Annotated in this window: 13 protein-coding genes; 8 read left to right on the top strand and 5 right to left on the bottom strand. The window is 30.1% G+C overall.

What is annotated here, in order from left to right; genetic code table 11:
* Window positions 1-47 precede the first annotated feature (47 nt).
* Genes FBE96_RS05475 through pssA form a run of 5 tightly spaced genes read left to right on the top strand, consistent with a single transcriptional unit; the run spans window position 48 to window position 4,601 of the window.
* Window positions 48-440, top strand: a complete 393-nt coding sequence (locus FBE96_RS05475; RefSeq protein WP_002866134.1) for a chemotaxis response regulator CheY — start codon at window positions 48-50, stop codon at window positions 438-440.
* Window positions 441-462: 22 nt separating this feature from the next.
* The gene (locus FBE96_RS05470) at window positions 463-1,308 is read left to right on the top strand and encodes a 50S ribosomal protein L11 methyltransferase (RefSeq protein WP_002856135.1); all 846 of its coding nucleotides are present in this window, start codon (window positions 463-465) and stop codon (window positions 1,306-1,308) included.
* A gap of 3 nt (window positions 1,309-1,311) precedes the next feature.
* The gene (gene ftsH / locus FBE96_RS05465; RefSeq protein ID WP_002856296.1) at window positions 1,312-3,249 is read left to right on the top strand and encodes an ATP-dependent zinc metalloprotease FtsH; all 1,938 of its coding nucleotides are present in this window, start codon (window positions 1,312-1,314) and stop codon (window positions 3,247-3,249) included.
* Window positions 3,246-3,863 carry a phosphatidylserine decarboxylase gene (locus FBE96_RS05460; RefSeq protein WP_002855932.1) on the top strand — a complete coding sequence of 206 codons (618 nt, stop codon included), beginning with the start codon at window positions 3,246-3,248 and terminating at the stop codon, window positions 3,861-3,863. Before ftsH ends, FBE96_RS05460 begins: the two co-directional genes overlap by 4 nt.
* A 9-nt stretch (window positions 3,864-3,872) precedes the next feature.
* Window positions 3,873-4,601, top strand: coding sequence for a CDP-diacylglycerol--serine O-phosphatidyltransferase (pssA, locus tag FBE96_RS05455; RefSeq protein WP_002859122.1), 729 nt, complete (start codon window positions 3,873-3,875; stop codon window positions 4,599-4,601).
* Here the strand turns inward: pssA and FBE96_RS05450 are convergent.
* A complete protein-coding gene (locus FBE96_RS05450) occupies window positions 4,592-5,389 on the bottom strand; it encodes a ferritin-like domain-containing protein (protein ID WP_002858437.1) in 798 nt (265 codons plus the stop codon). The two genes, pssA and FBE96_RS05450, sit on opposite strands and share 10 nt — an antisense overlap.
* Before the next feature lie 89 nt (window positions 5,390-5,478).
* On the opposite strand from FBE96_RS05450, the gene FBE96_RS05445 reads away from it, so the two are divergent.
* The 3 genes from FBE96_RS05445 (at window position 5,479) to cetZ (ending at window position 7,849) form a co-directional block, all read left to right on the top strand.
* A complete protein-coding gene (locus FBE96_RS05445; RefSeq protein WP_002826104.1) occupies window positions 5,479-5,838 on the top strand; it encodes a methionine-R-sulfoxide reductase in 360 nt (119 codons plus the stop codon).
* Window positions 5,839-5,852: 14 nt separating this feature from the next.
* Window positions 5,853-6,479, top strand: a complete 627-nt coding sequence (locus FBE96_RS05440) for a MarC family protein (RefSeq protein WP_002860212.1) — start codon at window positions 5,853-5,855, stop codon at window positions 6,477-6,479.
* Window positions 6,480-6,559: 80 nt separating this feature from the next.
* Window positions 6,560-7,849 carry an energy taxis response protein CetZ gene (gene cetZ, locus FBE96_RS05435; protein WP_002858314.1) on the top strand — a complete coding sequence of 430 codons (1,290 nt, stop codon included), beginning with the start codon at window positions 6,560-6,562 and terminating at the stop codon, window positions 7,847-7,849.
* Between the two features lie 21 nt (window positions 7,850-7,870).
* On the opposite strand, the gene aat is transcribed toward cetZ, so the two are convergent.
* Genes aat through FBE96_RS05415 form a run of 4 tightly spaced genes read right to left on the bottom strand, consistent with a single transcriptional unit; the run spans window position 7,871 to window position 11,511 of the window.
* Window positions 7,871-8,518 (bottom strand): leucyl/phenylalanyl-tRNA--protein transferase, encoded by a 648-nt coding sequence (gene aat, locus FBE96_RS05430; protein ID WP_002852895.1) that lies wholly within the window; start codon window positions 8,516-8,518, stop codon window positions 7,871-7,873.
* Window positions 8,493-10,622: an AAA family ATPase gene (locus FBE96_RS05425; protein WP_032586002.1), complete on the bottom strand. Its 2,130-nt coding sequence runs from the start codon at window positions 10,620-10,622 to the stop codon at window positions 8,493-8,495. Before FBE96_RS05425 ends, aat begins: the two co-directional genes overlap by 26 nt.
* Window positions 10,619-10,909, bottom strand: a complete 291-nt coding sequence (locus FBE96_RS05420) for an ATP-dependent Clp protease adaptor ClpS (RefSeq protein WP_002852892.1) — start codon at window positions 10,907-10,909, stop codon at window positions 10,619-10,621. The genes FBE96_RS05425 and FBE96_RS05420 overlap by 4 nt, the downstream gene beginning before the upstream one ends.
* The gene (locus FBE96_RS05415) at window positions 10,909-11,511 is read right to left on the bottom strand and encodes a TlpA disulfide reductase family protein (protein WP_002852711.1); all 603 of its coding nucleotides are present in this window, start codon (window positions 11,509-11,511) and stop codon (window positions 10,909-10,911) included. Before FBE96_RS05415 ends, FBE96_RS05420 begins: the two co-directional genes overlap by 1 nt.
* Between the last annotated feature and the right edge of the window lie 6 nt (window positions 11,512-11,517).

The raw sequence follows: 11,517 nt of genomic DNA, 5'->3' as shown, positions 1-11,517 counted from the left end.
CTAAAAAGGGTAAAATAAAACTATAAAAACTTTGAAAGGACGAAATTGTGAAATTGTTAGTTGTTGATGACAGTTCTACTATGAGAAGGATTATTAAAAATACCCTAACAAGACTTGGACACGATGATGTTTTAGAAGCTGAGCATGGCGTTGAAGCTTGGGATTTATTAACTAAAAATGAAGATGTAAAAGTTTTAATTACAGATTGGAATATGCCAGAAATGAATGGCTTGGAGTTGGTAAAAAAAGTAAGAGCAGAGAAAAAATATGAAGATATGCCTATCATCATGGTTACAACTGAGGGCGGAAAAGCTGAAGTGATTACTGCTTTAAAAGCTGGCGTAAATAACTATATTGTAAAACCTTTTACTCCACAAGTTTTAAAGGAAAAACTTGAAGATGTTTTAGGAACAGGAAGTGGAGAAGGTGCAGCTGAGTAAAGGCTAATTTTTAAAATTCTAAATGCAAAAAAAATATTATGAATTGTTCTTTATCGTAGAAGAGCGGTATAAAAATTTATTTCTTGATTTTGCTTTTGATTTAGGTATAGAAGCCATAGAAGAGAAAGATAATGGTGTTTACATTAGATCCCATGAGAGTTTAGAAGAGTTTTCATGGGCACTTGAAATATTTGCTCAAAAACTTACAACTACTTTCAATTTAAACCATAAAATTATTTCTAATTTAAGTCTTGTAGAGAAAGAAAACAAGGACTGGATACAAGAATATAAAAAAGGCATAAAACCTATCTTAGTGGATAATGTTTACATCCATACAACTTGGCAAGAAGAAAAGAAGAATTGTATAAATATAAAGATTAATCCAGCCTTAGCCTTTGGCTCAGGACATCACGAAAGCACATATTCTTGTGTAAAATTTTTACAAAAATTTTCTAAAAGTAAATTAAGAGCTTTAGATCTTGGTTGTGGTAGTGGAATTTTGGGTATTATTATGGCAAAGTTTGGTTGTAATGTTGAAATTTGTGATACTGATGAGTTGGCTATTGATAGTTCTTTAGAAAATGCAAGATTAAATGGTGTCGATTTTCACAAGGCTTGGTGTGGATCTATAGATAAAGCAAATGGTTTATATAATCTAATTGTTGCAAATATCATTGCAGATGTGATTTTAATTTTAGAAAAAGATATTAAAAACCATTTAGAAGATAATGCTATACTTATTTTGTCAGGAATTTTAGATAAATATTCAACAAGAATTAAAGAAAAATTTCAAGATTTGGAACTCATTGATGAAATGCAAATCAATGAGTGGTGTAGTTTTGTATATAAAAATAATAAAAAAGGATAAGTAATGAATAATAATACCCAAAATAATAAGGGTAATCCGCAGGGTAATAATTTTTTTAACAAAAATCCCATTTTTATTTTTGCGATTTTTGCAATTGTAATGATAATTATTTTTAAGGGATTTTTTGATGGCAATGGTTCTTTTGGCGGGGCATTGAATGGCAATGAAGTAAATAAAAATGTCCCTTATTCTGAGTTAAAAAAGCTTATTGAAAGTGGACAAATCAATCAAGTTAGTATAGGACAAACAACAATCAAAGCGATTTCAAGCTCTCACAATACTGTTTATACAGCAAAAAAAGTTAATGATCCTGAGCTTGTGAGTTTACTAGATAGTAAAAATATCGCTTATGGTGCGTATTCTGAAACAAATTGGTTTACGGATATACTTTTTTCATGGGTTTTGCCAGTATTTATTTTCTTTGGTATTTGGATGTTTTTGGCAAGTCGTATGCAAAAAAATATGGGAAGTTCTATATTGGGTATAGGAAGTTCTAAGAAGCTTGTAAATTCAGAAAAACCTAAAGTAAAATTTAGCGATGTAGCTGGTGTTGAAGAAGCTAAAGAAGAAGTAAAAGAAATTGTAGATTTTTTAAAGTATCCTGAAAGATATATTAAATTGGGAGCTAAAATTCCAAAAGGACTTTTACTTGTTGGGCCTCCAGGTACAGGAAAAACTTTGCTTGCAAAAGCAGTTGCAGGTGAAGCTGATGTGCCGTTTTTTAGTGTTTCAGGTTCGTCTTTTATAGAAATGTTTGTGGGTGTAGGTGCTTCTCGTGTGAGAGATTTATTTGAAAATGCAAAAAAAGAAGCTCCTGCTATTGTTTTTATAGATGAAATAGATGCTATTGGTAAAAGTCGTGCAGCAAGTGGCATGATGGGTGGAAACGATGAAAGAGAGCAAACTTTAAATCAGCTTTTGGCTGAAATGGATGGCTTTGGGACAGAAAGTTCCCCAGTCATTGTTTTAGCAGCAACAAATCGCCCAGAAGTTTTAGATGCAGCGCTTTTAAGACCAGGAAGGTTTGATAGACAAGTTTTAGTTGATAAACCTGATTTTAAAGGTAGGTGTGATATTTTAAAAGTGCACATGAAAGATGTCAAAATCTCCCCAAAAGTTAAAGTAGAAGATATAGCACGCTTAACCGCAGGGCTTGCAGGAGCTGATCTTGCAAATATTATTAATGAAGCAGCGCTTTTAGCGGGTAGGGATTCTAAAAAATATGTAGAACAAAATGATTTAGTTGAAGCTGTTGAAAGAGCTATAGCAGGACTTGAGAAGAAATCACGTCGTATTAATGAAAAAGAAAAGAAAATTGTTACTTATCATGAATGTGGTCATGCTTTGATTGCTGAAACTACCAAAGGCGCAAAACGTGTAAGTAAGGTTTCTGTGATTCCGCGTGGTCTTGCGGCTTTAGGTTATACTTTAAATACTCCTGAGGAAAATAAATTTTTAATGCAAAAACATGAACTTATCGCTGAAGTAGATGTACTTTTGGGTGGTCGTGCAGCTGAAGAAGTGTTTATAGGTGAAATTTCAACGGGTGCAAGTAATGATTTAGAAAGAGCAACCGATATCATAAAAGCTATGATTTCTATGTATGGTATGAGTGAAATTGCAGGACTTATGGTACTTGAAAAACAAAGAAATACTTTCTTAAGTGGTGGACAAACTATCAAAGATTATTCTGAAAAGATGGCAGAATCTTTAGATGATTATGTAAAGAAAACCTTGGATGAACGCTATAAAGATGTTAAAGATACTTTAAATACTTATAAGGGAGCGATTGAGACTATGGTTGCAGCCCTTTATGAAGAAGAAACTATTGAAGGTAATAAAGTGCGCGAGATTATTAAAGAGTTTGAGGATCAAAATAGTCTACCAACTCGTTTACAAGAACTCGAAGAAGTTAAAACTGAAGTTAAAGTAGAAGAATGAAAGATTTTATTGCAAAAGATGGATATTTAAGTCTTATTATTTTAAGCTTAATTTTTATTTTTGTGTGGATTTTTTATTCTTTTTCCATCTTGCTATTAGCATTAATTGTAATTTGTATTTTTCTTTTTAGAGCGCCCAAAAGAGGACTTGTTTGTAGTGATGAAAAAGCTATTTTTGCACCTATGGATGGTAGGGTTACTAAAATAGAAAATATTCATCATAAAGATTTGGGTGAATGTGTTGAAATTACTATTAAAAATGCTCTTTATGATGCTGGGAATTTTAATACACCTTTTGCAATGTCTATAATAGATATTCGTTTACGACATGGGCTTTTTTTGTGCAGTGAATTAAAATCTGCAAAAATGATGAATGAAAGAGCTTTTATTTTGGCAAAAGTTAAAGAGAATAAAACGATAGCCTTGCGAATCTATGCAGGTTCTTTTGATAGAAAATTAAAGCTTGATAATATTTCTCATGATTTAAAAGCAGGAGATAGAATGGGTTTTTTAATTAATGGCTCTATAAGTTTACTTTTACCAAAAGATACTAGAATTCATATAGGCTTAAATGATGAAATTAAAGCAGGTTCATTGCTAGGCTATTTTGCGTAAGGAAAAATAATGAATAACAGACCGCAACTAATTTATATTTTACCCAATCTTTTTACAGCTGCTTCAGCTTTTTTAGGGGTTATTTCTATTATAGCTTCAATACATGGAAATTATTATACAGCTTTGATTTATATTATTTTATCTTTGATTTGCGATGGGCTTGATGGCCGTGTTGCAAGACTTACAAATTCTACTTCAAAATTTGGAGTAGAATTTGATTCTTTGGCTGATCTAGTAGCTTTTGGAGTTGCTCCAGCGGTTCTTTTTTATATGGCTATAGGTTATGATTTTGGAAAACTTGGATCTTTGATTACAGCTTTTTTTGTGGTTTTTGGAGCTATTCGTTTGGCGAGATTTAATGTTACCACAGGCACTTATGAACCCTCCGTTTTTATAGGTCTTCCTATACCTACTGCAGCAGTTGTGAGTGCTATATGGACTTATGCGTTTATCAGTTATGATTTTTTAAAGCCTTATGGCGTAGTTTTTTTGGTGCTTCAAGCAATTTTAGGGCTTTTAATGGTAAGTAATATACGTTATCCTAGTTTTAAAAAGCTTGATTTTAATCGTTCTAGTGTTTTAAAAGTTTTGATTATTTTAATTATAATATTTTCATTTTTATATCTTTACCCTCTTGAAAGTTTAGTAATTTTAGCAAGCTTGTATGTGCTTTATGGAATTATTCGGGTTTTATATACCATTATCGTTTCAAAATTTAAGATAAGAAATCAAGAGTAAAATTTTTCAATGACTTCGCATTCTTCTTGAGTGAAGCCAGCTTTGATTCTTGCTTGAATGTTAAGTTTTTTTCCCGCAAGAGAGAATTGTTTAAACGTTTTGCAAAGCTCAATAAAATCATACCTGTTTTGATTTGCAAATTTCCACCAAGTATCTCCTTTTTTAACGTGTTTTATTTCATCATTAAGTATAATTTCAAGATATTCCATTAGAAGATTTTTAATGGAATGATTGGAACTTTGAAGTTTTTGAACAACAAAGGGGTTGGCATCAAGCCCTTTAGCTTCTAAACCTCTATGAACTACTCCCATTCTAAAGCTTAAAGAGTCTTTTGTAGCTTCTAGAGCAGATTCTAAATTATCATGCACTGGAAAATTTCCATATTTGTAACCAAGTTCTTTAAGTGCTGAATTTAAAAGTTTGAAATGTTTAATTTCCTCATCTGCTACCTCCAGCCAATCGTAATAAAATTGCAAAGGTAGATTTTTAAAGCGATAACTCGCATCTAAAGCCAGGTTAATTGCATTAAATTCTATATGAGCGACTGAATGAATTATTTTAGCAAGCGCATGAGTTGAATTGACAAATTTAGGCCTTCTTATACGCGTAGGATGAAGCAAGGTAATTTGTTGTGATGTATTTTTTTTGAAAATGCTTTGATGCTCGTGATTAAAATTAAATTTGTGGCTTTTAAAGTCTTCATAAAAATTTTGAAAAGAGTGAAATTTTATAGTTACATTTTTTTCATATAAAATATCTTGAAGTTCTTGAAAAAATTCTTTTTGCATTTAAAACTTTCTTGAAAATTATAAAAATTTATCATTTAAAATTGAAAATTTAATTATATAATATAAAAATTATTTTATAAGGGTAGATCATGAAAGAATTAAATGAAGAAGAAAAAAAAGTAATTTTAAATAAAGGAACAGAAGCTCCTTTTAGTGGGAAATATAATGATTTTTATGAAAAAGGAATCTATCAATGCAAGCAATGTGGAGCTTCGCTTTATAAATCCGAAGATAAATTTAAATCAGGTTGTGGATGGCCTAGCTTTGATGATGAAATAAAAGGGGCTGTTAAAAGAATTCCTGATAAAGATGGGATTAGAACCGAGATTGTATGTGCAAATTGCAATGGACATTTAGGTCATGTTTTTGAAGGAGAAGGATTTTCTGCTAAAAATGTAAGACATTGTGTAAATTCTATTTCTTTGGAATTTGTAAAAACTAAGGATTGATAGTGTTTTCTAGTATGGGTTCTGAGCTTTATTTGATGTTTTTTGCTGCAATTACTTTACTTGCTATATTAAATCCTTTTGGTAATTTAACTCAATTTTTGGCTATGAGTGATGGATTGCCTTTAATGCTTCGAAAAAAACTTTTTAGAACTATTCTCTATACAGCTTTTACTATAGTTTTGGTGTTTTTATTATCAGGACCTTTATTTATGAACTATATTTTTAGAGTTTCATTGGATGATTTAAGGGTTTCTGGTGGTTTGGTTCTTATTATAATGGCTATTAAAAATTTACTTTTTTCAACAAAAATTGCAACTAAGGATTTTAGTTCTTATCAAGATATGGATGATAAGGAAATTTTAAGACAGAGTTTAATACCTATGGCATTTCCTATGCTTGTTGGGCCTGGAACTTTAGCTAGCGTTATTGTTATAGCCGAAGATGGTGGGCTTGATGTTGCTCTTGGTGGAGTAATGATAGCTTTTATTTTTATGTTTATACTTTTTCATTTTGCAGCTACTATAGAAAAAATAGTTGGAAAATTGATTTTACATGTTTTTTCTCGTATAGCACAAGTATTTATTGTTGCTATGGGGTTTAAGATGATTATTGTAGGTTTAAAGGATATATTTAACTTATAAATTAATATAATTTTAAGTAAATAATACTATATAAATATGATATAATTTTAAAATAATTTATTATTAAAAAGGTGAGTTTTATGTTTGGTGCTAAGAAAAATAATACTAAAATAATTGAACAACTTGAAAAAAAATGTAATGGTTTAGGAGATATTTTAAGATCTATTGGGAATACCATGGCGGTAATTGAATTTACTACCGATGGCGTTATTTTAGAGGCAAATCAAAATTTTTTAACAACTATGAAATACTCCCTTTCAGAGATCAAGGGTAAGCATCATAGTATGTTTTGTTTGCCTGAAGTTGTTAATTCTTCAGCATATAGTGATTTTTGGAAAGATTTAAGAGATGGAAAAGCTAGAAGTGGTCTTTTTAGACGTATAGCTAAGGGAGGGATAGATGTTTATTTAGAAGCAAATTATCTTCCAATTAGTGATAATAATGGTCATGTTTATAAAATTATTAAATTTGCCAATGATATAACTCAAAGACATTATGAAATGCTTGATCTTAGAAATACTATTGCTGCTGCTAATCGTTCTATGGCTATTATTGAATTTAAACCTGATGGGACTATTATTACGGCTAATGAAAATTTTTTAAGAACTATGGATTTTAATATTGATGAGATTAAAGGAAAGCATCATAGCATGTTCTGTGATTCTAATTATAGACACTCTAAGGACTATGTTCAATTTTGGGAAGATTTAAGAGAGGGCAAATTTCAATCAGGTAAATATATAAGATACGGAAGAAATAATAAAAAAGTATACCTTGAAGCAAGTTATAATCCGGTTAAAAATGATGATGGAAAAATTTACAAGGTTATTAAATTTGCTACAGATATAAGCGAACAAGTTAAAAAAGATCAAGAAAAACTTTGCCTCATAAGCGAACTTGCAGAAAAAAATGATAATCTTACTCAAGATGGAGATCGTGTAATTGAAAACACTGTTTCAAATGTTCAGAATATTGCTGATATGATGTCTCAAAGTTCAAATCTTGTTTCCTCATTAAATCAACAATCAGATGAAATTAAATCTATTATTCAAACTATTAGTGATATTGCTGATCAGACTAATCTGCTTGCTTTAAATGCTGCTATTGAGGCAGCACGTGCTGGTGAACATGGTAGAGGTTTTGCTGTTGTTGCTGATGAAGTAAGAAATTTAGCTGAAAGAACAGGGCATTCGGTTAATGAAATTACCACTACGATTAATTCTATTCGCAATGTTACATCACAAGTGGTTGAGAGTATTAAAAGCGGTTTAGAGGATGTTAATCAGAGTGTTGAACTTGCAAAAGAAGCAAGAGAGTGTATGGAGAAAATTCGTGAAAGCTCTGCTGAAGTTGCTAAAGCGATGTCATAAGCGTGATTTTCACGCTTATTTTTAAGTAATTAAATCTTTAAAATTTTTAAAACCACTTTCTTGATTGCATTTTTCTTTTAAAATATTTAAAAATTCTTTCCTAGAAATATTATGAGCACCCATAAATTCTAAATGTTGGTTATAAACTTGACAATCTATGATAAAATCATAAGGTTTTAATAAATCACAAAGTTTAATCATGGCAACTTTAGATGCATTTTTTTTAATGCTTACCATGCTTTCACCAAAGAAAACCTTGCCTAAAATTAAACCATAAATTCCACCTATAAGTTCATTATTTTCATAAAGTTCAAGGCTATGCGCATAGCCTTGGGTAAATAACTTATAATAAGTGGTAATAAATTCATCATCTATCCAGCTTTGAGAGCGTGTATCGCGACATAATGTAATTAATTTTAAAAAATCATAATCAAGTTTAATTTGATAGAGATTAATAAATTTTTTCATATTTTTTTGGATGTGAATTTGATTTGGAATTAAAATGCATCTAGGATCTGGACACCACCAAGTTACAGGTTTACTTGTCCATGGGAATAGACCAAAAGTATAAGCTTTTACAATAAAATCAGCTTCTAAATTTTGACTTAAAAATACAGGAGCATTTTTAGGCGCATTGAGTAATTTAGAATATAAATTCGAGCTTTTCATTTTTACCAAGTTTGATTTTAGCTATACCACCTTTTTTAAGCTTTCCAAATAAAATTTCATCACTGATTTTTTCTCCTATTTCCTCAGAAATTATGCGTTTTAAAAGCCTTACTCCAAATTCTTTATTATAGGCTTTTTTAGCTAAATAAATTTTAGCTTTATCATCCACTGATAATTTTATATTATTTAAATTTTTAGAAATTTCGTCAAGTTCTTTTTCGATAATTTTAACAAGTATAGCATCGTTTAAATCATTAAAATGTAAAATTTTATCAATGCGATTAATAAATTCTGGAGCAAAAAAGTCTTTGATAGCACGATTACTTTTTTCTTCATTTTTACTTAAAAAACCAAGCTCATTGCTTTCTTTAAGTCCTAGATTAGATGTCATAATAATGATTGTATTTTTAAAATCTACTTTAAGACCACTATTGTCGGTGAGTTCAGCATTGTCAAAAATCTGTAAAAAGGTATTGCTTAAATCAGGATGAGCCTTTTCTATTTCGTCAAAAAGAACAAGACTGAAAGGATTTTTGCGAATAGCATTGCTTAAAAGTCCACCCTCTTCAAAACCTATATATCCAGCTGGAGATCCTATTAGTTTACTTATAGCATGTTTTTCTGCATATTCACTCATATCAAAGCGTTCTAAATTTAAACCTAAAAATTCAGCTAAAGCTTTGCAAAGTTCTGTTTTTCCAACTCCACTTGATCCAGTAAACAAAAACACTCCGCGTGGTGTATTGGAATTTTTAAATCCTGCGAAACTTTGCTTAAGTGATGAAACAAGGCTATCTATAACTTCATCTTGGCCAAAAATTTTTGCTTTTAAATTTGTTTTTAAGTTCATTAAAGCTTTATTTTGATCGAATTCAAACATTTTGTGATGGTGGGTCATTTTTGCTAAAACATTTTCTAAATCTTTTAAATTGGCATTTTTTTTAGCTCTTGGATTTAAAGCAAAAGAAGCGCCAAGTTCATCGATCAGATCTATAGCGCTATCAGGTAAAAATTTATCATTAAAAAATTTTTTACCCCAAATTACAGCATATTGAAGAATTTCATCGTTTAATTTGATATGATGAAATTCTTCATATTTGTTTTTTAATCCTTTAAGAATTTGCAAGCTTTCTTCTTGGCTTGGTTCATCTACATTTATTTTAGCAAAACGGCGACTTAGGGGTTTATTTTTATCAAAAGTATTTTTATATTCCATAAAAGTTGTTGCACCTATGCATTTTAAAGTTCCATTGCTTAGAGCTGGTTTTAAAAGATTGGAAAAATCAGTATGAGATTCTCCTGTGCTTCCAGCTCCTACTATAGTGTGAATTTCATCAATAAATAAAATAGCATTGGGTATTTTCTCAAGTTCACTTAAAATTTCTTTAATTCTTTTCTCAAAATCTCCACGGTATTTTGTTCCCGCAAGTATACTAGCCATATCAAGACTAAAAATTTTTGCATTTTGTAAGTTTTTAGGCACCTTTTTTTCCGCAATAGCCAATGCTAATCCCTCTACAATGGCTGTTTTTCCAACTCCTGCTTCTCCTACTAAAATAGGATTATTTTTCTTGCGACGTGAAAGAATTTGCATCATTCTTTCAAGTTCAAATTTTCTTCCTATTAAAGGATCAATTTTGCCATTTTGAGCTAAAAGTGTTAAATTACTTGTGTGGTTGTTTAAATTTTGTATATTTTCATGATTTTGAAGTTCTTGAATTTTGTTAAGATTTATGTTGTGTTTTTTTAAGAGATAGCTAGAATAACTTCTTGAATCCTGTATGAGCTTTTCTAAAAAATCTATAATTTTAATTTCATTATTTTTATTTTTAGATGAAAGTAAGATTTCATCTAAAACAACAGATATTGTAGGTTCTATTTCTTGTTTAATAACTTGATTGTTTTGAGAAATGTAATTTTTTAATTCAGTTTCTAGAAGTTCAAGATCTCCATCTGAAAATTCTTCAAATATATCCTTAAAATCAGTGCTTAGTTTTAGTAATGCAAACAGTACATGCTCACAGGTAACAAATTCATGGTGATTTATTAAGCTTAGATTTTTGGCATTATCAAGATATTTTTGTAAATTTTCTTGGTATTTCATTCTTCTTCCACCTTTGCTTGTAGTGGAAAATTAGCAAGTTTAGCCGCATCCATAACTTTTTTTTGTTTTGAAAGAGCTATTTCCTGGGTGTAAATGCCACAAATTCCAGAACCATTGTGATGAATTTCTAACATTGTTTGACTTGCTTTCTCAAGGTTTTGATGAAAAATATTCATCAAAATTTCTATGACAAAATCCATGGTTGTTACATCATCATTTAAGAGTATAACTTTATACATTTTTGGTTCACTAAGTTTTGTTTGCTCTAGAGTTTGGGTTTTTGGCATTATTTTCCTTTGTAGATTTTATTTAAATCTTCTTGCATGAGTTCTGTTGGAATTTTACCAAGATAAAAATTTGTTGGAGTATTATTATTCCAGTAATCGCTTATTTTTTGATAAATTCCATTTTTTAAAACAACTTTAAAAGGAAGTTGCTCCATATTTTGATAGTCTATATCTTTTAAAATTTGAGCAATAATACGATCATTAGAGCTGCCATTGCTTAGAAAATAGTAAGCACCATAATCACCCGCGAATTTTTTAACTGTTTCATCGCTAACATCTTCAAAATGTGTAAGTCCTATAATGATAAATTTGCTAGAATTATTTTTCCAAAGTTTGCTAAGATCTAAAGCTTCTTCTTTACATGGGGTGCAAAAAGTGCCAAAAAAATCAAACATTAGAACTTTTCCTTCCTCTCCTTCCACCACAAAACCTTTATCTGTTCTTATTAAAGTTTTGCTTCCACCATTTACACTATTTAAGACTATTTTATCTCCTTTGTGATACTCTTCAAACATAAAATCATTTTGAATTTCTTCTTCCTTGGAGCAAGCATTAAGAAAAAATGCTAAACTTATTAAAAATAGGGCTGAAATTTTTTTCATTTATTT

The organism is Campylobacter sp. CFSAN093241, assembly GCF_012889595.1.
In the GTDB taxonomy this organism is placed as follows: domain Bacteria; phylum Campylobacterota; class Campylobacteria; order Campylobacterales; family Campylobacteraceae; genus Campylobacter_D; species Campylobacter_D jejuni.
Note: the sequence above shows the minus strand (reverse complement) of the source record. Positions and strands in the feature narration are given on the sequence as shown.